Raw genomic sequence first — 25,121 nt, 5'->3', positions numbered from 1 at the left:
CTCGCTGTCACGGGTTCTGACGTCGAGTGCGCGCCCCCGCGATCAGGTGGGCCGAGTTCGATTCGTGGCAGAAACGTGGCACGCGGCCGGCGGCAATGCGCCCGCTCGACCGTTTACGCCGACCCAGGCGCGGGGGCTGTCGAAGCGCGCGGGATCAGTACTGGCGTCGAGTCTTTGAAGTGGCCGGGCTCGGCGCCATCCACGACGCCGAAGAGTCGTCTGGCCACGTGCGACCCGAAGGCGACCACGTCATGGCTGAGCGCGGTCAGCCGCGGAAATGTGTGCTCGCAGAGCACGGAGTCGTCCCAGGCGATCAGCGACATCTCGTCGGGTACGCGGCGCCCAAGCTCCATCGCGACGGCAAGTCCCGCCACTGCCATGATGTCGTTGTCATAGACGAATGCGGTGGGGGCGACACTGGAGGCCAGAGCCTCTCGCGTCGCGCGCGCACCCTCGGCAGCCGTGTAGTCGGTGCGCAGCACGGTGGGCGAGAGTCCCAGCCGACTCATCTGTTTCGTGAACGCGTCGTCACGAATACGCGTATGGGCGAAGTGTGCCAGCCCGCCGACTCGCGCGATCGCGGTGTGACCGAGCCCGGCGAGATAGCGCACCGCCTCCTCCATCGATGACGCATCGTCGGTCCAGACACACGACAACGTGCCGGCAACGCTCGGGTCACCCACGACCAGAGCGGGGAGCGCGTTCGGCTGAGCCAGCAGCTCCACTCTCGGGTCGTCGAGCGTGACATCCATCAGCAGCACCCCGTCGACGCGGCGCGTGCGACGCCACTTCTGCAGGGTGGCGAGTTCCTCTTCACGGGAAGGGACGACCTGAAGCAGAAGACCGTAGCCTCGCTGCGCCAACTCGGTCTCGAGACCTGCGAGGAACTGCATGTAGAACGACTCCGCACCGAGGTTGCGCGGGTCTCGAGCGAGCACCATCCCGAAAGTCTCGGTCCGCGACTCAGCGAGCGATCGGGCTGCGCTCGCTGGCGCCCATCCCATCTCATCGGCGATGCGCAGAACGCGCTCCCGGGTCTTGTCGGAGACGCCCTTCCGACCGTTCAGCGCAAACGACACGGCCCCGATCGAGACGCCGGCACGCTCCGCGATGTCGCTGATCGTCACACGAGACGGTCCGTCCGAGACTGAGGTCACCTCTGCACCCTACGCTTTCGAACAGAGTGGATGCCGGGCGCAGGCACGGCATCCACTCCACTCCTATCTGATGGTGAGGCGATCGATGCTGTAGCTGCCGGCGTTGAAGTAGATCAACACGTCGTGCACAGCCGTGAGGTCGGCCGCCGCGCATCCGAAGGTGTCCAGCGGAACGGATACCGTCTGAGACGAGTGCTCGGGAATCCACGTCCACGGCGACTGGCACCACGTCCATGAGTCCCCGTACCTGACGGCGATCGAGACGCTGGTGCCGGTCGCCCTCGTGGTGATGTCGAACTCCACGGATGCGCGCGCCGCGAGATCGAGGGTCGGGCTGTCCGCGGGTGACCCGAACCACGCCCCGTTGGATGTGATCTGGAGCGCGGATTCTCCATCTGTTGCCCCGGCTTCGCCGGTGGCGAGAGTCCCCGGATCGGATTGCCAGTTCGCCGGCGTCCACCCCGCGACACCGTCCTCCCAGGAGGCGAGCACCACCGGGTCGCCCGGCGCGGGACGCACCGTGATCCTGACGGTCGCCTCAGATGTCGTCAGCTTGTTGCTGACCGAGTAGGGGAACGCGACGACTCCGGTGAAGCCGGCCGACGGTACGAAGGACACGCGTCCGGAGGAGACTATGGTGGCTGTTCCGCCCGGCAGAGTGATGCTCGTCTGCCGTCCGTGCGCGGCCGGATCCAGATCCAGCGTCGAGGCGTGTACCGGCGACGACAGCGAGACGTCATTGGCGAGGACGTCGATTTCGACCGCGGTGTCACGCTCGATGGTGACCGCGTCGTTGTCAGCGATCGTGAGCCGCAACGTCCTCGCACCACTCATCGAGACGGGCACCAGCGCAGCATGTGCACTGACCAACGAGCAGACAGGGCTCGGGCAGTAGACGGTGAACCCGTCGTAGTCCGCGTACATCGTGCCGTCATCCTGCTCGGAGGACAGGATCCAGTACAGTGCGCCGTCCACCCCGGTAAGCCGAATGGTGCGCAGCCAGTCCGCGTAGACAGGCATGCGCATCGACTTGTCGACGATGCCGAACTCACCCAGATAGACCGGCTTCCTGATCTTCAGCGCCGCCAGCGCATGCTCCTTGATCCAGCCCGTGCCCCAGTCGACCGAGACCTTCCAGTGGTCGGGGTACAGGTGCATCGACATCATGTCGATGTTGTCGAGCGAGGCCAGCGCAACGGTGTCGACGCCGTCGGCGCAGTCTTCGCCGAATCCCGGCCCGTATCCCGACGCACCGTACTTCTTCGTGAGAGACCACGCGCTCTCGTCTCGGCAGAAGAATCCTTCGTCCCCGACCGACAGCAGGTGGTTCGAGTCGATCGACTTCACGTGCCGGCTCATCTCATCGGCCCAGGAAGTGACGGTCTGGGTGTCGCACGCCCCGTCCGGGTAGGCGCCGGCGCTGGTGCAGCGCGGTTCGTTGGCCAGTTCCCACGCCATGATCGTCGGGTCGTCCTTGTATGCGATCCCGGAGACGGAGTTCGTCCGGTTGAGCAACGTGGCAACCCAGTCCTTGTACCACGCGCGTATTCTCTGGTCCGTGTAGAAGTCGGCGTGCTCGTCGAGTCCAGCCCACCGCACGTACTGGTCCATCCCGCCGAAAGCGTTCCAGTTGTTCACGAACGGGATGATGAGCCGAAGCCCGCGCTGTTCCGCCGCGGCGATCACATAGTCGAGCTTCTGCAGCCCGTTCTCCCCCTCGTTGACGACAGGTCGGCCCGCGCTCTCGTCCCAGGATTGGTACCACGTGCCCTCGAAGTTCTGATGGACGGATCCCGATCCGTCAGCGTTCTGGTAATCCTGGAACCCCCAGGTGCGGATGACATCGAACCCGGCCTCCGCGGCATCGTCGAGCACGGCGTCGACCATCGACTCGGACTTGTAGCCGAGGTAGTAGTTGTTCGTGCCTGCGAACTCGTACGTCTTGCCGGCGAGCTGCAGCTTTCCGCCCTTCGCGGTGACGAAGTGCGACGCAGGTGACGCATGCGCAGGCGTGATCGCCGACACCATGCCGACCGCAACCCCGGCGGCGATGAGAATGGCGCCCCATCTGCGGGCGATCGAGGGCTTTCGTGTCATCGTTGACCTCCTGTCATGGATCTCCGCGGTTCTCGCGGAGCGGTGCTCGGCTTCGGCGCCGAGACGGTTGTGGTCGACGCGCTACGTGGCAGCGACGAAGACGTGTGCCTTCAACGGGTGCTGCTCGGCGAGCGCCGAGAGGCTCCGAGCGCCGTCGAGGGCTGTTCCGTGCGCAGGCTCGATCCGGGCGTTCGGTCGCGCCTCCGTGACGAGCTCCTCGAATCGCCTACGAACGCTGTCAGAGCGGAAGACGCCGCCGATCGCGGCTACGACTTCCTCGTGATGATCCTCTGCGTCTGACACCCGGCGCAGCGCCGTGATCACCGAGTGGGCGAGTTCGCGAGCTGCGTGCAGCGTGATCTGCGCCGCGACAGCATCGGTCGGAGCAAGCTGGGTGACGGCTTCTGCCAACGATGCGACGACGCGAACGCGATCCGGGTCGGACTGCAGATCGACATAGGCATTCTCGAGGTCGGGCCACCTGCTGCGCACGACATCGACGAGCGCCGTGGGTGCCTCACGGCCGTCGTACGAGCGCATCGCCGATTCCAGCCCCCGTCGGCCGATCCAGTATCCGCTGCCCGCATCGCCCATGATGTTGCCCCAGCCGTCGACGCGCGCTACGCGTGCGGCGCCCACTCCGAGAGTGACGACCCCGGTGCCGGATGCGATCACCGCCCCTCGGCGGTCGCCGAGCGCACCGAGGAACGAGGTCACAGAGTCGTGGGCGAGGTGCACTTCCCGCACACGGGTGGATGGGAAGAGTGCGAGCAGTTCGGCGGCATCCGCGTCGGATTCGGCGAGCCCGGAGACTCCGAGCGTGACGACATCTATGGGGTCCGACAGCTCGGCTCCGACGGCGGCGACGACGCCTGCCAGTTGCGGCAGCAGCCGCTGGCTCGTTCTGATTCCGGGGAACACGTTCTGAATCGTGTCGCCACCTGACCGCGTCAGGTGGACCTTGATCGCCGTCTGTCCGGCGTCGAGAGCGAGGGTCGTGCCTGCTCGCCTCTGTTCGGCGATCATCGGTTGCTGCCGCTCCACGCCGCGTACTGCTGTGCCATGAAGGGTGCGGCCAGCTTGCCGTAGGGACAGTAGTCGTCATCGTCGGCGGCGCGATGCTCGTCGTACAACTCCGCCGGCCAGTCCCAGAGCATGAGCCCTTCGATCCAGGGCCGATTCCGGCAGGCGCGGAACATCTCCTGGTAGTACGCCAGTTGCGCGTCTTCCGAGGGCGCGCCTTCGAGGGTCCAGTCGTTGGGGAGGGCGGGTGATCCCTCCCTGGACGGACATCCCGCCTCCATGAAGATGAAGGGCTTGTCGGCGGCGGTGACGACCGATTCGATGCGGTCGAGTTGATGCTCCCAGCTGTCGATCGGGTAGTAACCGCTCGATGCGATGACGTCGACCGCATCCCACCAGGTGACGTGGTCCTCTTGGTACTTGTCGCAGTTGTAGGTGATCAGACCGCGGTAGACCGCTCGGACGTCGGTGATGAGTCGACGCCAGTGCTCCTCCTGACCGTCGGCGCGCACCATCTCGCATCCGATGCAGAGCATCTCGCATCCTTCAGCCTCGGCGATCTGCGCCGCGTGCAGGATGAAGCGGGTGTACGACGCGAACCACTGCGTCCACGACGGCTCCCCCGGCACATCCCAGTCGAAGAAGCCGATGTGGGCGCGCCAGGTTCCGTCGGCGACGTTCACGACCGGCTTGAGACACACCTTGAGTCCGAGCGAGTGCGCTTGCCGTATTCCCCAGACGAGCTCGTCGTCGGTGACGGTGGGCTCATCACGGAACGCGATATCGGTCGAGAACGGGGTGGGCTGCAGCGCCGCGTAGGCCAGCGCAGTCCAGGTGACCGAGTGCTCGGCCATCACGCGCATCGATTCCGCCGCCCCCGGGGTGTTCCACGTGCCGCGCGTGCCCACCCACCCCCAGGTCATTCCACACACCGGCGCACCAGTGATCGTCGCCGCGGTCATGCGTCAGACACCAGCTGGTTGCCGCTGCGAGCGACCTCGGGGCGCAGTATGTCGTGCGCGCGGATGTCCGTGATGCCGGCGATCCGGAAGACAGTCGACTCGCCGGGCAGGAGTGTGACCAGCCCCACATCGACGGTCGCCGCCGGATCGAGCTTGTCGACGAGCAGCGTGAGGTCCCGTACGAGCGTCCCGGCAGTGATCTGGACGTCGAACACACCGTTGTCGACCCGTGAGACATCTGCTGTGAGCCGAGGCGCGACGAGATCGCTGTCACGTGGCTCGGCGAAGAACCAGTGTGCCCGTGTCTCGAGCGCGGAAACGGTGAGCAGCTCCGCCGCGAGGGTATCCGCAACGGCCACCGCGTCAGGGATGTCGACGGTCGCGCTGGCGTACGCCTTCACGCCGATCGAGACGGAGTGCTCGGCGAGCAAGGCACCATCGAACCGCCGGCGCTGCAACAGCACTTCGCCGCGCCACTCTTGGGCGGTGTCGTTGATGAGGGTTGCGCTCAGGCCGTCCCCGCACGGCTGGATCGACACCGCTCGGGGGGCGAACGCCCTCTTCATTGCCAGCAGGAGCGGCTTCTCCCGCCCATCCCCGTCGATCGCCGCCCACGAGGTCACCGGCCAGCAGTCGTTCAGCTGCCAGACGACGGCGCCGGCGGTATGCGGCGACCGCGAGCGGAACCATTCGAGCGCGCAACTCACGGCATTCGCCTGGTTCAGCTGCATCGCCCAGTGCCAGGTCTCCATGTCTTCGGGCACCCGGTAGTGCGGGACCAGCCCGGTGGTCAGCTTGACGTTTCCGTCGACGGCCTTCTGGTGGGCGAGCATGCTCGGCGACTCAGGGGTCAAGGGCTCATCGTGGACAGCCCGATTGAGGGTGGTCCAGGTGGGTGGTCCCTGCCAGCCGAACTCGGCGACGAACCGTGGGGTGTGCTCGCGGTATGTCAGCCAGTCGCGCCGGTTCCACTGTTCCCAGAGGTGCATGGAACCGTGGTCTTGTGCATTCGGATGCTGTCCGCCGGGGCTGAAGGGGCTTCCCGGTGCGTAGGGCACATGGGGAGCGACCTCGGCGACGATCTGCGGGAGGAGCTCGTAATAGTAGTGGGCTCCCCACGACTTGCCGTCGAGCCGCTCCTTCCACCCCCAGTCCTCGTAGCCCCAGAGATTCTCGTTGTTGCCGGTCAGCAGGGCGAGGGACGTACGATGGCCGAGCCGACCCACGTTCTCGCGAGCCTCCGCCTCGATCTCGGAGCGCATCGGCTCATCCTCGGAGTAGGCCGCGCACGCGAATAGGAAATCCTGCCAGGTCAGCAGGCCGAGTTCGTCGCAGGCGTCGTAGAACGCTTCTGCCTCGTAGATCCCCCCGCCCCAGACGCGGATGAGATTGACGTTCGCAGCTTTCGCCTGTTCCAGGCGGCGGCGATAGCGAGCAGCATCCACTCGACTCGGAAACGCGTCGTCGGGGATCCAGTTGACGCCCTTGACGAAGATCGGCTGATCGTTGACGACGAGTTGGAACGGCGTGCCTGAGGCATCCGGGGTCGTGTCCCAGCGCAGTGTCCGGAACCCGACTCGGCGGGTTGCGTGATCGATCACCGTCGACTCGACGCCGAGCTCTACCCGCACGTCATAGAGAGGCTGGTCGCCGTAGCCGGTCGGCCACCACCGGTCTACGCTGTCGAGTTCGACCGTGACGGTGGCCGAGTCCGAGTCGGCGCCGACCTCGACCAGTTCGCTGTGGCCCGCGACCGTCACTGTCACGGTTGCGGGGGCGTTCTCCGCGCGCAGGATGTCGGCTCGTACCGTGACGCTGCCTCCGGTGCCGTTCGCGGAGGCGTGAACCTGGACGGCCCCGAGACGCGCGACCGACCACGATTCGAGATGGACCGGGCGCCAGATTCCGCTTGCGAACGTCGCGATGCCCCAGTCCCATCCGAAGGAGCAGGCAGACTTCCGAATGGCGTCGAATGGCAGCGGATAGGGCCGCGGCCGCGTGCCCAGCACCAGACTCTGCGCGTTCGCGTGACGAATGGGGCTGCGGAACTCGACCGTCAGCGTGTTCTCTCCTGAGCGCAGTCGGTCAGTGACGTCGAAGCGGTAGGAGCGGTGCTGATTCGCCACATCGGCGAGCTTCGCCCCGTTGATCGACACCGACGCGACCGTGTCCAGCCCCTCGAAAACCAGCTCGTGGCGATCAGAGGCGGTGAGGTCGGAATCGGTGACCTGAATCGTCGTCTCGTACGTCCAGTCGACGAGCCCGATCCACGCGAGTCTGGCTTCGTTCTCGTCGAGGTAGGGATCGGGGATGAGCCCGGCCGCCATGAGGTCGAGTTGGATGACGCCCGGGACCGTAGCGGGCACCGGGTTCGCGCCCACTTCGGTGGGCCCGGCAGCCGCCCGGGCGTGCCAGCCGTCGTCGAGGGTGCGGCGCGTCAGGGGCGCTGAGAGAGGGACGATCGCGGTCATTTGACTGCTCCTGCAACAAGGCCCTTGTAGATCCACTTCTGGAGGAAGACGAAGGCGATGACGGTCGGGACGATGACGAGGATGGTGGCAGCGGCGATGAGCTCCCACTGCGCGCCGAACGGTCCTTTGAATCGGAACAGCGCGGTGGAGATCACCGACTCGGATTGGAGGTAGAGGAACGGCAGGTAGAACTCGTTGTAGATCGCGATCCCCTTGATGATCACCACGGTCGCGATGGCCGGCTTGAGCAGAGGCAGCACGATGCGCCAGTAGATGGTCCAGCGGTTCGCGCCGTCCAGCATCGCGGCCTCGTCGAGTGACACGGGGATGGACTGCATGAACTGGATGAAGATGTAGATCGCGATGATGTCGGTGCCCATGAACAACAGCACGAGAGCGGCCTTGGTGTTGTAGAGTCCCAGCCCGCTGATGATCTGGAACGTGGCGACCTGGCTCGTCACACTCGGGATGAGCGTGGCGATGAGGAACAGCGCCAAGACGAGGCGTCGGCCTCGAAACGCGAACCGGTCCACCGCGTAGGCGGCCATCGTGCCGATCATGATCGTGCCTGCGAGCGAGATGACCAGCACGATCGTCGTGTTGACGAAGCCGGCGACCATGTCGCCCTGGACGGCGGCATCGATGAAGTTGTCGAAGTTGAGCCAGTTCTGCGGCGGGGTGAGCGGCCCGGTCGTCGCATACTCTTCGCGTGACTTGAAGCTCGCGAACAGGACGACCGAGAGTGGCAGCAGCACCACGACGGCTGCGATCGCGAGCGAACCGTACTTGAGGACGCCGGGCATTGCGCGGGTCATGACAGGTCAACCTTTTCGTCGGGGAAGATTCGTCGTTGTATCCACGTGACCACCAGCACGATCACCAACAACACGACGGCCATCGCTGAGGCGAGCCCGACCTGCCGATAGCTGAATGCGGTCTGCAGGGTCTGGATGACGAACGTCGCGGTGCCGTTGGCGCCCGAAGTCATGATGAACGGGATCTCGAACACCGACAGGCTTCCCGCGACGGCGAGGATGAACGACAGGCCGATGATGCGGCGGATGCCGGGAAGGATGATGAACCGGAACTGGTGCCACCGGTTGGCTCCATCGATGTCGGCGGCCTCATACAGCTCGGCTGGGATCGATTGGATCGCACCCAGGAACAGGATGAAGTTCAGTCCCGTGAAGCGCCACACCGACGTCGCCGCGAGCGAGAAGTTGGCGACGGATGCGTCCCCGAGCCATTGCGGCGGGTCGGCCAGGCCGAACCAGCCGAGCACGGTGTCCAGGGTTCCGCCGGGCTGGAAGAGATAGAGGAACACGAAGCCGACCGCGACGCCGTTGAGGAGATACGGGAAGAAGATGACCCCGCGGAAGAAGTTGGAGAAGCGTGTGCTGAAACTCAAGATGGTTGCGAAGTACAAGGCGATCGCCATCTGCACGAAAGCGCCCGCGAAGTAGTACAAGCTCACGAAGAACACCGAGAAGATCTCCGGGTTCGTGAAGACCTCGATGTAGTTGTCCACGCCGATGAAGTCCTCGACCGGTCCGAAGCCGTTCCAGTCGTTCAGGCTGTACCACAGCATGTTCGCCGCGGGGAGGTAGGTCAGCAACAACAACAGGCCGACGGCCGCGGCGATGAACAGGTACGGGCTGATCCGGCCGAGCCATCGCTGCCCCACCGGTCCGCCGCTGCGGCCCCGGTCGCGGCGGACGCTGCGGGGCTTGCGCGCTGCCCGGTTGTCGCGTGCCACGCCGTGAAGGGGGCCGGAGATGCCCACGGGGTCGGGTCCTGCGCTTGATACGGACACGATGCTCCTTGGGTGATCTCCGGCCCCCGCCGGGGGCAGTACTGCAGTGGCGTCGGACGACGGGTGCGTCAGCCGGCGAGTTCGGCTACCGCCGCACCCCAGCGCTCGTTGAGGGACGCGAAGTACGTGTCCTTGTCGCCGTCGGCCTGGCCGCGGGCGATATCGATCATTTTCTGGCGGTAGATGTTCCCCCAGATGTCGATCTGAGCTTCATCAGCCACGCTGTTGAACAACCCCTCCTCGCCGAGCGGCGCGGGCGTCGACTCGATGAGTTCCACGCCCTCGTCCGAGAGCGAGCTGAGGTTCGAGGGAAGCGGTGCCGACTTCACCGCCGAGATCATCCCCTGGGTTTCGGTGAATCCGGACTCTTCGACGAGCCAGTCGATCCACGCCCGCGCAGCGGCCTTGCTGGAGGAGTTCTTGTTGATCGCAAGGTTGTAGTCGCCGCCGATCGTGGCGTACTGCTGACCGTCGACGTTCGCGGGGAAGGCCATGAAGCCGACGACGTCTTCGGACGCACCAGCGGCCGTCGCAGCATCCTGGAACTGCGAGATGGCCCAGGAGCCGAGCACCATCGCACCGATCTTGCCCGTGGCGAAGTCGTTCTTCGACTGCTCCCAGTTCGTCGTCAGCGGGTCGGCCTCATTGAGTCCTTCCGACACGATCTCGTACATCAGCGAGTCGATGGCATAGATGTCGGTGCCTTCCACCCACGGCGACTCGTCGTTGGCCATGAGGTTCTGGGCGTCGGGGTCTCCGGTGACGGCGCCGATGTTGTTCGACCACTGACCGCCGAGGGGCCAGCCGTCCTTGTAGTTGGTGTAGTAGGGGGTGGCGTCCGTGTTCGCATCGATGGCGCGGAGCGCGTCGAGGAACTCATCCTCGGACTTCGGCAACTCGTCGACGCCCGCCGCCTCGAACACGGCGGTGTTGTAGAGGACGCCGTTGGCGTTGCCGCCGAGCGCGATGCCGTACTGCGCCCCGTCGAAGCTCGCCGGGGCCTGGAACCGATAGGTCTCTCCCATCTCATCCACGTCGCCGAGGGGCTCGAAGAAGTCGGCGAACTGATCCGCCGGCACGCTGTCGGGGATGAGCAGAACATCGCCGTAGCCGTTCGGCGTACTCATGCGCGTCGTCACGTCGCCGGCATAGTCCGTCAGGGCCTCGACCGTGACGTTGACATCGGGATAGGTCTGCTGAAACTCCTCGATGTAAGCGTCCCACGTGCCGTCGGTCTCGAGATCGGTGCGGTTGGTCAGGAACGTGATGTCGCCGGACACCTCGTCGCTGTCGCCTCCGGATGCTTCTCCGGACGAACCCGCGCACGCTGTCAGCAACAGCGTGGTTGTCGCCGCGATGGCACCGAGGCCGATCATCGCCTTTCGTGTAGCCATGTGATTACTCCCTCATTGGAATCAAGCTCCCCAGCCAAGTCCCGGCGAAGTGCCCTCACCGTTGGGGTAGCGGATGTCAGCGTAGGACAGGTCTTGCGATCTTGTAAAGCGCTTTAGTAAAGTCTGTCCAGGGTTGTCCCGTACCGGACTTCGCGGAGGTTCCCGGGATTCCGCCCACGCTTCACGAAGTCATCACCGTCGATGTCCACCGAATGTCCATCGTCGACATCAGCCCGTCGTGCCTGTGAGGGTGCGAGTCGTCCAGAGAGGAACCCCCATGGCCGGGCAGCTTCGCGCCACCGCCGAAGACGTCGCCGCGCTCGCGGGAGTCAGCGCGAAGACCGTGTCGCGTGTCTTCAATCAGCGGGAACTCGTGCACCCCGAAACGGCGGAGCGAGTGATGAGAGCGGCCAAACGCCTCCGGTTCCGTCCGAACACCCTCGCGCGCGGGCTTCGCCGCGGCGGCGGGACGAACACGGTCGGACTGATCGTGGGCGAACTGGGGAACCCGTTCTACTACAAGGTGGCCTCCGGCCTCGAGCGCGAGCTGGCAGAGCATGGCTATGGACTGGTGGTGGCAACGACAGACGACACCGTCGAAGGCGAACAGCGGGTCGCCGACATCCTGCTCTCACAGCGGATCAGCGCGTTGGCGATCATCCCGGTATCCGACGATCAGTCCTATCTCGAGGGTGAACGCCAGCTCGGTACTCCGATCGTCTCGATCGACCGCCCGGCGAGCAACCTCGTCGCCGACTCCGTGGTGCTCGACAACGGCGCCGGCGCTCATGACGCAACCCGACGTCTGCTTCAGCGCGGGCACCGCCACATCGCGTACGTGTGCAACCCCGCTTCGATCTACTCGCAGGCTGAACGCATCGCCGGCTATCGCCGCGCAATGAGAGATCACGGCACCGACCCCACGCCTTGGGAACGCCTCGAGGACGACCGATCGCTCGCGCCAGAGAAGTTGATCGCCGATCTGCTCGCGCTCTCGGAGCCACCCACCGCAATCATCTGCGGCAACAATCGCATGACCATAGGCGCGCTGCGCACGATGCGCCGAAACGCGGACACCGTCACCGCGCTCATCGGCTTCGACGACTTCGACACCGCCGACGTCCTCGATGTCAGCGTCATCACCTACGACCCGCACGAACTCGGCCGTCAGGCTGCTCGCGTCGCCCTCGAGCGAATGACGGACCTCACGGGCACGTCCCGTCAGCTGGTGCTGCCCACCCGTGTCATCGAACGCGGCACGGGTGAACGCGCACCGCACCGACTCCGACCCTCATGGAGGAACTTCTGATGCAGCACAACATGCCGATCCGCGATGTCCTCGTCATCTATACCGACCAGTGGCGTTGGGACGCCCTCGGGAGCATGGGCTCGCCTGCCCAGACCCCCCATCTGGATGCGCTCGCCGCGCGCGGAACGCTCTTCGACCACGCATTCGTGCAGTCCCCGGTGTGCATGCCCAGCCGTGTGTCGATGTTGACCGGCCGCTACCCGTCGAATCTCGGCATCACGCACATGGGCGTACCTGTTCCCGAGTCGATCGAGACGGTGGCTTCGACCTTGTCGCGACGCGGATGGCACACGGCCAACGTCGGCAAGCTTCACTTTCTGCCCCACGCCAACCGCGACCACTCGCTTCCGCACCCTCGCTACGGCTTCGACGTGCTCGCGCTGTCCGACGAACCGGGCGTGTACGAAGATGACTACCGCGCGTGGGTGCGTGCCACCTGCCCCGCGGCACTGGATGAGCTGAGCAGTGGGCTACCGCCGGCCGCGGACACGTGGCAGCAGGCCATGTCAGTGGAGAGTGACATCGTCCACCAGCACGCCGGTCCTCGCGACGACTACGCGCACGTGCGCACCTTCGAGCATGGTGAAGAACTCACGCACTCGGCCTGGGTGGGCACCCGCACCGTTGAGCATCTGCGATCGCTGTCACCGCACGAGAGATCCTTCACGATCGCCAGCTTCTTCTCGCCGCATGCGCCTTATCACGTGCCTCAACGGTTCTTGGACCTATACGATCTGGAGTCCCTCCCCCTGCCTGCCCTCACAGACAGCGAGCGCGAACATCAGGCATCAACGGGCCTCACAGATGAGCGGCTTCGCGAGATACGCCACGGCTACTTCGCCGCCATCAGCGAGGTCGATCATCAGGTGGGTCGCATTCTGGCAGAACTCGACCGGAGCGGCCGTGCCGCAAGCACCTTGGTGGTCTTCACCTCCGATCACGGTGAGTGGTTGGGGGATCACCTTCGGCTCTCAAAGGGCTTTCCGGCCGATGACGCCGTCTCCCGCGTGCCGCTGATCGTCTCTGCCCCCGACCACCCGGCCGCTCAGCGAGAGAACCAGATCGTCGAGGCCGTCGACATCGCGCCGACCGTGCTCACCGCGCTGGGCGTTCCAGTCCCCCCTACGATGCAAGGCCGCTCGTTGCTGCCGCTCGTGCACGGCACCGGAACACCGGCATCGCGGGGACCACAGATCGCTATCACCGAGCACCTCGGATGGCGATCGATACGAACACCTGACTACCGATACGTCATCACGCGAGACGGCAGCGAACACCTGTGGGATCTCTCGTCCAACCCGCTCAACGAGGTGGAAGTCGACGTGGACCGGGCATCACTTCTCGCAGAGCACCGACGCCGGCTGGTTCAACGCACGCTCGAAGTCGAGCAACCCCTGCCACGCACGTGGGCCTATTGATGTCGGAGACGGAGGGATCGGCGCTCTTCGTCTCCGCTGCTTCGGCATCGATGCGGGGCTCGATCACCCGACGACGAAGCAGATTGATCTGCGTGCGATCGCCATCACGTATGAACCGCTCAGCACCGGCCGCGTCGCAAAACGTCGCAGAGATGGCAGAGTTCGTGGCAGACGCAGAATCAATCTCGTCTGACCAGGGATTTTTCGGCGGAGACGGAGGGATTTGAACCCTCGGTCCCCGTGAGGGGACTCCACCTTAGCAGGGTCACACGACCCGAACCCCGGCAGCGCTTCGCGTGACCCGCGCTACGACGGAGTCACGCGGATTTCCTGACTCGATCAGGATCTTTCCGGCGGAAACGCGGCCGCTCGCCACGCACTCAACACACCCGGCACTCAGAAGACCACACGACCCTCGGCATGCTCGGGGTCACCTGGGGGTCACCCGGCGCGAAACGCGAAAGATCCGCCGAGGAAGCATGTCTCCAGTATCGAGGGCGAGTTGCGAACCCCAACCACGCGGCCGATGACCGCCACAACAATCCGCCGCCCGCGCCAGCAGGAGCGTAGCGCCACCCTCATGTAGTAGCGACGGGTAGAACCGAGAACCTGTTCAGGGATTGATGCTGAGATGCACTCAAGGGTCGACGACGGGAGCCAACTGTGCCGATCACGCTCACTGCAGCACTCGTGCTGGTCCCAGCACTTCTTTTCGCCGCGCGCTTCCTCAGCAAGAAGCTGCCATGGGGGAAGTATGCGCGGCGCTCCTCGCGGGTCGACGTCACGCTGCTGGTGATCGGCGTGATCGGGCTCGTTCTGCACTGCGTCGCGATGTTCTACCGCAGCATCCTCGCCGTGATCCCTGGGACGGATGGCTACATCGCCGCCGTGAACGCCATGGGGCCCGCGAGCGTCGTCCTCTACGTCGTTCCCGCCCTGCTCGTGCTGATCGGACTCCGCCGACAGCGCCCCGTGGCTCTCGTCATCGTCGCGGTCACGCTGGTCGCGGTGTGCGTGACGATGTACAACGGCGGGCCGCTCAGCATCCATCTCGTCACGATCGCCGCAGCCACCGTTGCCATCGCTGGCACTGCCGCGCTGCTGGTGAAGCGTCCGCCCGATCGACACAAGCCGGCGGTCGCCTAGGCTCTCGGCATCGTCAGCGGTCGGGACGCACCAGGCTGACTCCGCTGTCGTCGACGACGAGGACCTCTCCGTCGTCGGCGATCGTGATGGCCTGCGCCGCGCCGTGCACGGCTCCGATGCTCTGCCAGGCGCCGCCGGCGGTGCTGCTCCAGATCGCGCCGTCGGTGCCCACCCCGACGAGTCTTTGGTGGTCGGGAGACGCGGCGATGACGTAGAGCTTCGGCGCATCCGAGAGCGCTGCGAACGAAGCGCCGCCGTCGGTGCTGAGCTGCAGCCCGTCGGGTGTGACGGCGATGATTCCGCCGGTCGCGTCGACCGCGAGCCCGAAAGTGAAGAGGGTGGCGCCGGTCGGCTGCCACGTCACGCCGGAGTCAGTACTGGAGAGCAGCTCACCGCTGTCGGTGGCCTGCCCGTACAGTGTGCCGTCCGGCGCGGCGGTGAGGGCGTGGAAGTCCTTCTCGCCCGTGAACGCCACCGGATCCCAGGTGATGCCGCCATCGTCGCTGCGGATGATGCCGAGGTTTCCCGCCCCCAGTCCTTCCGACGTGTCGCGGCCCGGGTGGCCGGAGGCGATGAGGTCCTCCCCCGACGCCGTCAGCCCCATCGCGTCGAAGTCTTCGTCGCCGACCCGGTCACCGAGTTGTCCATCGGGTGTCGCGGCATAGATTCCTTCGTGGGTTCCCAGCAAGTAGCCGTCGCCGCCCGGGGTGGTGACGATCGCGTGCACGTGGAGCATGTCGGTGGCGTGCTCGTCGCCGGTGGGCGGCGGGTCGGCGGCCGCACAGCCGGTGAGAGCGACCGCGATAAGCGCGACGGCGGTGGCGGTCGCGTGAGGGCGGGTGATCATAGGCGTCCTTTCGGGCCTCGAGGGCCGACGCGGTTTCAGCGGTCGATGACCGCATCCGGGCTGAGGTCGAGGCGACGCAGCAGCTGGGCGTTGAGGGCCACGACGATCGTGGAGAGCGACATGAGGATCGCTCCCACGGACATGGGCAGCACGAATCCGATCGGCGCGAGAATGCCCGCGGCCAGCGGCACCGAGATCAGGTTGTAGCCGGCCGCCCACCAAAGGTTCTGCTTCATCTTGCGGTAGCTGGCCCGTGACAGCTCGATCACAGAGAGCACCGAGCGGGGGTCGTCGCTGGCGAGGATGACACCGGCCGAGGCGATCGCCACATCGGTGCCCGCGCCGATCGCGATGCCGACGTCGGCCTGGGCGAGCGCGGGGGCGTCGTTGACGCCATCGCCGACCATCGCGACCTTGCCGCCCTCGTCTTGCAGCTGCTTGACCTTCGACGCCTTGTCTTCGGGCCGCACACCGGCGAAGTATCGATCGATCCCCAGCTCGGCGGCGACCGACGCCGCGACAGCCTCGGCGTCGCCGGTGATCATCACGACCTCCACGTCGCGCGCGTGCAGCGCGTCGACCGTCTGGCGCGACTCGGGACGGATCTCATCGGCCAGCCGCAGCGCGCCGGCGACCTCGCCGTCGATGAGGACGTGCAGGATGATGGCGCCCTCGTCGCGCCACTGATCTGCGACGGGCAGTTCCTCGCCCCCTTCCTGATCGAGCAGGTGCGGCCCCCCGACCTGCACGACGTGCCCGTCGACGGTCGCGCGAACACCGATGGCCGGCGAGGACTCGAAATCGGAGGATGCCGGTACGGCGAGGCTCTTGTCGCGGGCCGCGGCGACGATCGCCCGCGCGAGCGGGTGCTCGGAGTCGGCCTCTGCCGCGGCCGCGAGCGCGATCAGCCGGTCTTCGTCGGTTCCTGCAGTGGGCTCGACGCCGGTAACGGCGGGGGTGCCCTTGGTGAGCGTGCCCGTCTTGTCGAACAGCACGGCATCGACCGTGCGCATGCTCTCGAGTGCGAGGCGGTCTTTGACGAGCACTCCGGCGCGAGCGGCGCGCTCCGTGGCGATGGACACGACCAGCGGGATCGCCAGACCCAGCGCATGCGGGCACGCGATCACGAGCACGGTGATGGTGCGGATGACGGCGGCATCGGGCATCCCGATCATTGACCACACCGTCGCGGTGATCGCGGCGGCGCCGAGCGCGAACCAGAAGAGCCATCCGGCGGCACGGTCGGCGAGGCGCTGCGCCCGCGACGACGAGTTCTGCGCCTCCGTCACGAGTCGCTGGATGCCGGCGAGCGCCGTGTCGTCTCCGACCGCGGTGATCTCCACCCGAAGGCCCGAGTCGGTGGCCACGGTCCCGGCGACCACCGGATCGCCGTCTCCACGGCGCACAGGGCGGGATTCGCCGGTGATCATCGACTCGTCCATGCTCGCCGACCCCTGGACCACGCGGCCATCGGCGGGCACGCGCCCGCCCGGACGCACCACAACGAGATCGCCGACGACCAGGTCGGCCGGGGCGACGGTGACGGTCGAGTCGCCGTCGATCTTCTCGGCCTCGTCGGGCAGCAGCGCCGCGAGGGAATCCAGCGCGGAGGTGGTCTGCGCCAGAGACCGCATCTCGATCCAGTGCCCCAGAAGCATGATGACGATCAGCAGCGCCAGCTCCCACCAGAAGTCCAGCTCATGGTGCAGCAGACCGAGGCTGGCTCCCCACGACGCGAGGAAGGCGACGGTTATCGCCAGCGCGATCAGCAGCATCATGCCGGGCGTGCGCGCACGCAGCTCGCCGACGGCACCGGTCAGGAACGGCGCACCGCCCCACACGTACATGACCGTGCCCAGAACCGGCGAGATCCACCCGACCCACGGGGCATCCGGCAGCGGGTAACCGAGCAGCATCGAGAACATGCCCGAGAAAGCCACGACCGGGATCGCGAGGAAGAGCATGATCCAGAACAGACGGCGGAACTGGCCGACGTGGTCGCCGTGCCCGGAGTGACCGCCGTGCCCGGAGTGCCCGCCGTGCCCGCTGTGGCCGGAATGCTCGCCATGCCCGGCATGGTCGTCGTGCGCGGGATGGTCGTCGTCATGGTGGAACTCGTCGACGCCGGCGGCGTGCCCGCCGTGAGTGGGGGCGTGGTGAGGGTCGTGCTGACTCATGGGGAATCTCCTTCCAGGAGTGCTTCCGTCGTCTCGGTTAGAGCCGAGCGGGGGCGCGCGAATTCTCGACGGCGACCGTCGACGAGCTCGGCGGAATGGGACGGAACCCGCGCAGTCGCAGGCTGTTGGTGACCACGAAGACCGACGACAGCGCCATCGCGGCGGCGGCGACCAGCGGGTTGAGCAGACCCGCCATGGCGACGGGAATGGCTGCGACGTTGTACGCGAACGCCCAGAACAGGTTGCCCTTGATGGTGCGCAGGGTGCGCCGGGCCAGCCGCACCGCGTCGGCGACGACCAGCAGATCGCCCGAGACGACCGTGATGTCGCTGGCCGCGATCGCGGCATCCGTGCCTCCACCCATGGCGATGCCCAGGTCGGCCGCGGCGAGGGCGGCGGCGTCGTTGACCCCGTCGCCGACCATCGCGACCGTGTGGCCCTGCTCCTGCAGCCGGCGCACCGCGTCGAGCTTGCCTGCCGGGGTGACTCCGGATCGCACCTCGTCGATGCCGACCTGAGCGGCGATGTGCCGGGCGGCACCGTCGTTGTCGCCGGTGAGCAGCACCGGCGTCATGCCCAGCGCGCGGAAGCGGGCGATGGCCTCGGCGCTGGTGGGCTTGACGGTGTCGGCCACCGCGATGAGGCCCAGCAGGCTCCCGTCGCGGCCGACGGCGACGACAGTCGCACCGCCGTCCGCGAGCGCGCCGGCATCCTTCTGCAGGTCGTCGTCGATGCGGATGCCCCACTGCTCCTGCAGCCACGCGGGGCGGCCGGCCACGACGAGCGAGCCGCCGACCATCCCCTGCACGCCGAGCCCGGCGTGCGAGTCGAACGTGTCGGCGGGCGAGACCGCACCGGCTTCGGCCACGATGGCCCGGGCGACGGGATGCTCCGATCCGGATTCGACCGCCGCCGCCGCGGCGAGCAGCTCATCGCGGGTGATACCGGCCGCGGGGCGAACGGCAGAAACCGCCATGGTGCCGCTGGTCACCGTGCCGGTCTTGTCCAAGACGATGACGTCGACATCGTGGGTCTGCTCCAGCACCTGCGGGCCCCGGATGAGGATGCCCATCTGCGAGCCGCGTCCGGTGCCGACCAGCAGCGCGGTCGGGGTCGCAAGACCCAGCGCGCACGGGCAGGCGATGATGAGGGTCGCCACGGCGGCGGTGAAGGCGAGCTCCAGGCTGCCGCCGGCGATCATCCAGCCGACGAACGCGGCGATCGACAGCAGGATCACGACCGGCACGAACACCGCCGAGACGCGGTCGGCGAGGCGCTGCACCCGGGCTTTGCCGGTCTGCGCGTCTTCCATGAGCCGCCGCATCCGGGCCAACTCGGTGTCGGCACCGACGCGGGTGATCTCGACGACCAGCCGCCCGCCGGCGTTGACCGTCGCGCCCACGACGCGGGAACCCACGCCTACCTCGACCGGCACGGATTCGCCGGTCAGCATGCTTGCGTCGATCGCGGATGATCCGTCGACGACCAGGCCGTCGGACGGGATCTTCTCGCCGGGACGCACCAGCACGGTGTCGCCGACGACGAGCTGGTCGACCGGGATGCGCTGCTCCGCGCCGTCGACCAGGCGCACGGCGTCTCGCGCACCCAGCTCGAGCAGTGCTCGCAGCGCCTCCGACGACGACTTCCGGGCGCGGGCTTCCGCGTAGCGCCCCGCGAGAAGGAACACCGTCACCAGCGCGGCGACCTCGAGGTAGATCTCGTGACCCCCGGCCTGGGGAGCGCCGATCAGAGTGAAGGTCATCGTCATTCCGGGGACTCCCGCGCCGCCGAAGAACAGCGCATACAGCGACCACCCGAACGCCGCGGTGACGCCGACGCTGATCAGGGTGTCCATCGTCGCCGCACCGTGTCGGGCGTTGATCGCGGCGGCGCGGTGGAACGGCCACGCGCCCCACACCGCCACGGGAGCGGTGAGCGTGAGCGCCAGCCACTGCCAGTACTCGAACTGCAGCGCCGGGATCATCGACATGAGAGCGACCGGCACCGACAGCGCGGCGCTGATCAGCAGACGCCGACGCAGCGAGACGAGCTCGAGATCCTCCGACTCGGTGCCGTCATCGGGGGCGTCGGCCACCGGCGGCGCGGGAAGCGCAGCCTGGTAGCCGGCCGACTCGACCGTGGCGATCAGCGCGGCTGGGTCGACGTCGTCGCCGCGCACCCGAGCCTTCTCGGTTGCGTAGTTGACGGTCGCCTCCACCCCGGGGAGCCTGTTGAGCTTGCGCTCGATGCGCGTCGCGCACGATGCGCAGGTCATCCCGGTGATGTCGAGCTCGACATCACCCGTGGTCATGACGACACGCGCGCCAGGGTGTACCCGGCCTCTTCGACGGCTGACTGGATCTCGGCGTCGGCGATCGGCGTCGAGCTGCGGATCTCGACCCGGGAGGCGCCATCCGCGTTCAGCTTCACCGAGACGTCGTCGACGCCCTCGATCGCCGTGAGCTCCTCGGTGACGCTGCTGACGCAGTGCGAGCAGGTCATCCCCGACACGAACACCTCGGACGTCACTGCGCCGTCCATCGGCTTCGTCTCAGCGGATGCGGCGGTGGAGGGTGCGCAGCAGGCGCATCCCGCGCCGGCATCCTTCAGTCCCAGATCGATGCGGTTGTCGGTGGTCATGGTGTCTCCTTCATCGTCGGGGGTCTCAGGAACGCACGAGGCGGGCGATGGCATCGTTGGCCTCGCGGATCTTCTCCGCCGCGACCGGGCCACCCTCGGCACTGGCTTCCGCCACGCAGTGGCTCAGGTGATCGCCGAGAAGACTGAGAGCCACCGTCTCGAGCGCCCTGGTCGCCGCCGACACCTGCGTGAGGATGTCGATGCAGTACTTGTCTTCCTCGACCATCCGCGCGATGCCCCGCACCTGCCCTTCGGCACGTCGCAGCCTCTTGAGCAGGTCATCCTTGTTCGCCACGTAGCCGTTCACATGGGTGACTATACCCCCCATGGGTATGCACGTCAAGAGGGAACTGATGCTCCTTTACTCTACCCCGGCACGGTATGGCAAGGCCTGTGTGCCGATCAGCCGCCGAGAGGTAGCGTGCTGCCTTCATACATGGGCCAGCCTCCCTACTCGAAAGGACGCGTCATGCCGGAAGAACCGCAACACACCGACCCGCAGGACCGGGGCGAGACCCGCAAGTCACGCGCGATGTACATCCGATTCGGCGCCATGATCCTCACCGCGGTCGTCGTGATGTACTTCGTCATGTTCGCCGGCTCGTGGGAATGGGGCCACATCCGTCTCAGCGAGAGCCGCATCTTCATGGCGATCACCATGGGCGGGACGATGGTGCTCATCATGCTCGCCTGGATGCTCGACATGTATAAGAACACCAAGGCGAACATCGCGATCATCGTCGCCGGAGTTCTGCTGATCGGCGGCGGCATCTATCTGGATCGCAGCCAGATCACGGTCGACGACATCGGATTCATGCAGGGCATGATCCCCCACCACTCTCTCGCGATCACCCGATCGGAACGGGCTCAGATACAAGACGTCCGCGTCTGCGAACTCGCCGTCGCGATCAGTGAGGCGCAGAAGCGCGAGATCCTCGAGATGGATTGGCTCACCGCAGACATCCGGGAGAACGGCCTGGCTCTGACATCGGAAGACGCCCAGGCGCGCCCCGTGCCGACATTCGACGAACCAGCTGATCGCCAGTGCGCGGATCGCTGACCGGCCGGGGCGTGTCCGCGCTGGCGACCGAGAGGCGTCGCGCAACGTCGGCATGGCCGGACTCAGCCCCGGTCGTGTCGACTCCGAACGTGAGAATCGGCGCCCGTCGGCGATGATGTCGATCGCCCTTCCAGCGCCGTGCGATTACCCTGAACGGGAGGGGAGGTGAGATCTCGGTGATCGCTATCGCACAGCATCCGCGCCGCTCCGTTTTCGGGGCGGGCCGTTCTGTGTTCCTGCTCATCGTCCTCACTGCCGCGCTCGCGTTCGGACTGATGGCGATGCACGCGCTGAACACCCCCACCACTCATAGCGAGCCTGCCGCGATGTCGATGCCTGACGCGGGCTCTCCCTCGGATCCTCACGCATCATCGACCGACGCGGGCTGTGCGGACTGCGGCGGGCACGAGGCCATGCTGGCAATGGCGTGCGTGTTCGTCCTCCTGGTCGCGTCGCTCCTGATTCTGCTTCCCCGCGTCGGCGTCAGTTGGGGTGTCACGTTCGGCCGAGCCGGACCAGTCCTGATCACCGGCAGGATCTCGCGGTCGCGACCGCCGTCTCTTCTCGTTCTCTGCATCAGTCGTACGTGATCTCAGCCTGCTGATCTATCGGTCAGCCGAGCTTCCGCGTGCGATCGCCCGATCGTGCGCGTCACACACGACTAAGGAGAACCCCAATTGAAGAACCGCGCTGCGGCGACCGCCGCAATCGCCCTTACCGCCATACTTGCCCTCGCCGGTTGCGCCAGCACCGCTACCGGACCGGGTGATATGCCCGGAATGGACTCATCGACATCCGCGGACGTCGACGTGAACAGCTCCGATGTTCAGTTCGCGATGATGATGATCCCTCACCACGAACAAGCTGTCGAGATGGCCGACATGGTCCTCGCGAAGGACGACATCGACGAGCGCGTCGTGGTCCTGGCCGAACAGATCAAGGCCGCCCAGGGCCCGGAGATCGAGCTCATGGAGTCCTGGCTCGATGACTGGGGCGCCCCGATGGGGGACATGGACGGAATGGATCACGGAGGGATGATGTCGGACACCGACATGCAAGCCCTTCAGGATGCCACCGGCGTGGAGGCGTCCCGTCTCTTCCTGGAGCAGATGATCATGCACCACGAGGGCGCGATCGAGATGGCGCAGACCGAGGTGGAAGGCGGTCAGAACGCCGAAGTGATCGCCCTCGCCGAGAACATCATCGCCTCGCAGACCACGGAGATCACCACGATGGAGGACATTCTCGCGACCCTCTAACCGGACTGGGGCCGGTCAGACCTGGCCGGCCCTGTCCACGGAGAAACGCCACCACTATGCGCACACACACCCGCTTTCTTGCCACCCTCGGTCTTGCCGGGGCATTGGCCATCACTGTCACCGCCTGCGCTGCTGTCACAGAAGACCAGGCCGCCCCGTCGGCTCCTACCGAACCCATTCAGCACGTCCATGACGTCGCCTTCGATCCAGTCGGTGCGCTGCTGGTCGGTGCACACACCGGTGTCTACCGCGCGGACCTGACCGGTGGTGAGGTTTCCGTCGTCGGAGGCACCGCCTTCGATGCGATGGGGCTGACTGTCCAGGGCGACAGTCTTCTCGCGTCTGGTCACCCCGGCCCCGAATCGGACGATGCCACCTTCATCGCGCCGAACATCGGGCTGGTCCGGCATACGGAATCCGGTTGGGAGCAGGTGTCACTGGCAGGGATCACCGACTTCCACATGCTTGCGACCACACCCGCCGCGCCCGAGTTCATCCTCGGGCTGCCCTCGGACCGGGCTGTGCTGGCGGCAAGCACTGATGCCGGTCAGACCTGGGTGGATCTCGCGGCGCTGACCGCGCGTGACATCAGCATCGACACGGTTCAGCCCGACGTCGTCACCGCCACGACCGCCGACGGCCTGATGGTAAGCCGTGACGGCGGTGCCACCTTCTCACCCGTCCAGGACGCTCCCGTTCTGGTGGTGATCGCCGCGGACCCCACTGTTCAGGAAGGAATCATCGGGGTGGGAACGGATGGCACGATCTGGACCGGCAGCACTGTACCGGGCTCGTCGTGGAGCACGGCAGGTCGGGCAACCGGGGCCGCTGCGGCGATCGCGGCGGCCGCGGACGGGACAGTCGCAATCGCCGATGAGGGCGGGGTGCGTGTCACGACGGACGGTGGCAAGACGTGGCAGCTCGTCATCGAAACGGAGCCCGCATCGTGATCCCGGCACTGCCCCGAGCCGCCCGCGTCGGTCGTCTCCGTTCCGCCGGCGGGGTCAACCCGCTCGAGCCAACGCGAGATGTCGGCCAATGACCTCTGGCGACAAGAAGATCTCACTCGCCGGTTCGGTCTCGTTGGGCACCGGGGTGATGATCGGCGCGGGTATCTTCGCGCTGGTCGGCCAGGTTGCCGGGTTCGCCGGGGACTGGTTCCCCATCGCGTTCGTAGCCGGAGCGGCCGTCGCCGGCGCGAGCTCCTACGCGTACAGCCGCTACTCGAGCGTGAACCCGTCCTCCGGCGGGATCGCGATGCTACTGAAGGATGCCTATGGGTCTGGCGTCGTCGCCGGCTCGTTCACCCTCTTCATGTATGTCTCCATGGTGGTCGCGGAGAGCCTGCTGGCCCGTACCTTCGGCACCTACCTCCTGCGCCCGTTCGGCCTGCAGGACTCGGCCGTTCTGGTACCGGTCCTCGGTATCGCCGCCATCGTCGCCGCTGCGGTCGTGAACCTCGTCGGCAATGCGCTGGTGGAGAAGTCGGCGATGACCACGGCGATCGTGAAGATCCTCGGCATCGCCGTGCTCGCCATCGCGGGATTGGTGGCGGCCGCGGTGTCCGGTGGTGGCTTCTTCTCCGAAGCCTCGGGTGACCCCGTGGAGCCGTTCGGAATTCTCGCCGGGGTTGCCCTGTGCGTCCTTGCGTACAAGGGATTCACGACCATCACCAATCAGGGCGATGACATCCGCGACGCCAAACACAACATCGCCCGCTCCATCGTGATCTCCCTCACGATCTGCGCCGTCCTCTACCTCCTGATCGCCCTGTCCGTCGAGGCGAGCATCGGCGCCAAGGGGGCTGTCGATGCCCGCGACTATGCACTCGCCGAAGCCGCCGACCCCCTCTTCGGCGTGTGGGGGGTCGGGCTGACCGTCGCGATCGCCGTCGTGGCAACGCTGTCCGGCCTGCTCGCGAGCCTGTACTCAGTGTCCCGGCTGTACGGGATGCTGCAAGAGATGAAGCAGGCGCCCTCGCTACCGCAGAAGGTGCCGCATCAGCCGTTGATCATCACCGCCGGACTCGCCATCGCCGTCACCGCCCTCCTGGACCTGACCCAGATCGCCTCCATAGGCGTGTTCCTCTACCTGACGATGGACATCGCCGTGCAGTGGGGGGTCACCCTCCACCTTCGCAAGAAGATCCAAGCGAACTGGTGGTTGCCCGCCCTCACGATCGGACTCGATATCGCGATTCTCATTCCGTTCACCGTGCTCAAGTCTCAATCAAATCTGCCGACGGTCCTCGTCGCGGTCGGGATCGCCGCCGCGATCTTCATCGGACAATCAATCACCGTCGCCCGACGGAACGCTGACGACGACCGCTCGTAGAGTCACCGCCGTCA

At 66.5% G+C, this 25,121-nt stretch carries 21 protein-coding genes; 8 read left to right on the top strand and 13 right to left on the bottom strand.

Annotation, left to right across the window (positions count from 1 at the left end):
• Window positions 1-113: 113 nt before the first annotated feature.
• The 8 genes from ABD663_RS13100 to ABD663_RS13065 all read right to left on the bottom strand — a co-directional run bounded on the left by ABD663_RS13100 (window position 114) and on the right by ABD663_RS13065 (window position 10,917).
• Window positions 114-1,157 (bottom strand): LacI family DNA-binding transcriptional regulator, encoded by a 1,044-nt coding sequence (locus ABD663_RS13100; RefSeq protein WP_344739262.1) that lies wholly within the window; start codon window positions 1,155-1,157, stop codon window positions 114-116.
• A 63-nt stretch (window positions 1,158-1,220) separates the two neighbouring features.
• Window positions 1,221-3,254 carry a cellulase family glycosylhydrolase gene (locus tag ABD663_RS13095; RefSeq protein ID WP_344739260.1) on the bottom strand — a complete coding sequence of 678 codons (2,034 nt, stop codon included), beginning with the start codon at window positions 3,252-3,254 and terminating at the stop codon, window positions 1,221-1,223.
• A gap of 81 nt (window positions 3,255-3,335) precedes the next feature.
• A complete protein-coding gene (locus tag ABD663_RS13090; protein WP_344739258.1) occupies window positions 3,336-4,280 on the bottom strand; it encodes an N-acetylglucosamine kinase in 945 nt (314 codons plus the stop codon).
• Entirely contained in the window at window positions 4,277-5,239 is a 963-nt protein-coding gene (locus tag ABD663_RS13085; RefSeq protein WP_344739256.1) for a glycoside hydrolase family 113, read from the bottom strand. The genes ABD663_RS13090 and ABD663_RS13085 overlap by 4 nt, the downstream gene beginning before the upstream one ends.
• Entirely contained in the window at window positions 5,236-7,710 is a 2,475-nt protein-coding gene (locus tag ABD663_RS13080; protein WP_344739254.1) for a glycoside hydrolase family 2 protein, read from the bottom strand. The genes ABD663_RS13085 and ABD663_RS13080 overlap by 4 nt, the downstream gene beginning before the upstream one ends.
• Window positions 7,707-8,525 (bottom strand): carbohydrate ABC transporter permease, encoded by an 819-nt coding sequence (locus ABD663_RS13075; protein WP_344739251.1) that lies wholly within the window; start codon window positions 8,523-8,525, stop codon window positions 7,707-7,709. The genes ABD663_RS13080 and ABD663_RS13075 overlap by 4 nt, the downstream gene beginning before the upstream one ends.
• Complete coding sequence (locus tag ABD663_RS13070) at window positions 8,522-9,523, bottom strand: carbohydrate ABC transporter permease (RefSeq protein WP_425561782.1); 1,002 nt, start codon at window positions 9,521-9,523, stop codon at window positions 8,522-8,524. The genes ABD663_RS13075 and ABD663_RS13070 overlap by 4 nt, the downstream gene beginning before the upstream one ends.
• A 68-nt stretch (window positions 9,524-9,591) precedes the next feature.
• Window positions 9,592-10,917, bottom strand: coding sequence for an ABC transporter substrate-binding protein (locus tag ABD663_RS13065; RefSeq protein WP_344739248.1), 1,326 nt, complete (start codon window positions 10,915-10,917; stop codon window positions 9,592-9,594).
• A gap of 277 nt (window positions 10,918-11,194) precedes the next feature.
• On the opposite strand from ABD663_RS13065, the gene ABD663_RS13060 reads away from it, so the two are divergent.
• The 3 genes from ABD663_RS13060 to ABD663_RS13050 all read left to right on the top strand — a co-directional run bounded on the left by ABD663_RS13060 (window position 11,195) and on the right by ABD663_RS13050 (window position 14,790).
• A complete protein-coding gene (locus ABD663_RS13060; RefSeq protein WP_344739246.1) occupies window positions 11,195-12,226 on the top strand; it encodes a LacI family DNA-binding transcriptional regulator in 1,032 nt (343 codons plus the stop codon).
• Complete coding sequence (locus tag ABD663_RS13055; protein WP_344739244.1) at window positions 12,226-13,644, top strand: sulfatase family protein; 1,419 nt, start codon at window positions 12,226-12,228, stop codon at window positions 13,642-13,644. The genes ABD663_RS13060 and ABD663_RS13055 overlap by 1 nt, the downstream gene beginning before the upstream one ends.
• A gap of 663 nt (window positions 13,645-14,307) precedes the next feature.
• Complete coding sequence (locus ABD663_RS13050) at window positions 14,308-14,790, top strand: hypothetical protein (protein WP_344739241.1); 483 nt, start codon at window positions 14,308-14,310, stop codon at window positions 14,788-14,790.
• 13 nt (window positions 14,791-14,803) lie between these two features.
• On the opposite strand, the gene ABD663_RS13045 is transcribed toward ABD663_RS13050, so the two are convergent.
• From ABD663_RS13045 to ABD663_RS13025, 5 genes are read right to left on the bottom strand one after another with little or no spacing between them, the layout of a single operon-like run.
• Window positions 14,804-15,637: a F510_1955 family glycosylhydrolase gene (locus ABD663_RS13045; RefSeq protein ID WP_344739239.1), complete on the bottom strand. Its 834-nt coding sequence runs from the start codon at window positions 15,635-15,637 to the stop codon at window positions 14,804-14,806.
• Between the two features lie 35 nt (window positions 15,638-15,672).
• Window positions 15,673-17,814, bottom strand: coding sequence for a heavy metal translocating P-type ATPase (locus ABD663_RS13040; protein WP_425561781.1), 2,142 nt, complete (start codon window positions 17,812-17,814; stop codon window positions 15,673-15,675).
• Between the two features lie 37 nt (window positions 17,815-17,851).
• Window positions 17,852-20,125 (bottom strand): heavy metal translocating P-type ATPase, encoded by a 2,274-nt coding sequence (locus ABD663_RS13035; RefSeq protein WP_344739237.1) that lies wholly within the window; start codon window positions 20,123-20,125, stop codon window positions 17,852-17,854.
• Entirely contained in the window at window positions 20,122-20,454 is a 333-nt protein-coding gene (locus tag ABD663_RS13030; RefSeq protein ID WP_344739235.1) for a heavy-metal-associated domain-containing protein, read from the bottom strand. Before ABD663_RS13030 ends, ABD663_RS13035 begins: the two co-directional genes overlap by 4 nt.
• Window positions 20,455-20,479: 25 nt before the next feature.
• Window positions 20,480-20,761, bottom strand: a complete 282-nt coding sequence (locus ABD663_RS13025) for a metal-sensitive transcriptional regulator (RefSeq protein ID WP_248240652.1) — start codon at window positions 20,759-20,761, stop codon at window positions 20,480-20,482.
• 162 nt (window positions 20,762-20,923) lie between these two features.
• Between ABD663_RS13025 and ABD663_RS13020 the strand changes: the two genes are divergently transcribed.
• The 5 genes from ABD663_RS13020 (at window position 20,924) to ABD663_RS13000 (ending at window position 25,107) form a co-directional block, all read left to right on the top strand.
• A complete protein-coding gene (locus ABD663_RS13020) occupies window positions 20,924-21,514 on the top strand; it encodes a DUF305 domain-containing protein (RefSeq protein WP_344739232.1) in 591 nt (196 codons plus the stop codon).
• 176 nt (window positions 21,515-21,690) lie between these two features.
• Window positions 21,691-22,104, top strand: a complete 414-nt coding sequence (locus ABD663_RS13015; RefSeq protein WP_344739230.1) for a DUF6153 family protein — start codon at window positions 21,691-21,693, stop codon at window positions 22,102-22,104.
• Window positions 22,105-22,191: 87 nt separating this feature from the next.
• The gene (locus tag ABD663_RS13010) at window positions 22,192-22,773 is read left to right on the top strand and encodes a DUF305 domain-containing protein (protein ID WP_344739228.1); all 582 of its coding nucleotides are present in this window, start codon (window positions 22,192-22,194) and stop codon (window positions 22,771-22,773) included.
• A 56-nt stretch (window positions 22,774-22,829) separates the two neighbouring features.
• Window positions 22,830-23,723 carry a WD40/YVTN/BNR-like repeat-containing protein gene (locus ABD663_RS13005; protein ID WP_344739226.1) on the top strand — a complete coding sequence of 298 codons (894 nt, stop codon included), beginning with the start codon at window positions 22,830-22,832 and terminating at the stop codon, window positions 23,721-23,723.
• A gap of 88 nt (window positions 23,724-23,811) precedes the next feature.
• Window positions 23,812-25,107: an APC family permease gene (locus ABD663_RS13000; RefSeq protein WP_344740243.1), complete on the top strand. Its 1,296-nt coding sequence runs from the start codon at window positions 23,812-23,814 to the stop codon at window positions 25,105-25,107.
• The last annotated feature ends 14 nt before the right edge of the window (window positions 25,108-25,121 follow it).

Origin of the sequence: Microbacterium awajiense, from assembly GCF_039536545.1 — a bacterium.
GTDB classification, from domain to species: domain Bacteria; phylum Actinomycetota; class Actinomycetes; order Actinomycetales; family Microbacteriaceae; genus Microbacterium; species Microbacterium awajiense.
Note: the sequence above shows the minus strand (reverse complement) of the source record. Positions and strands in the feature narration are given on the sequence as shown.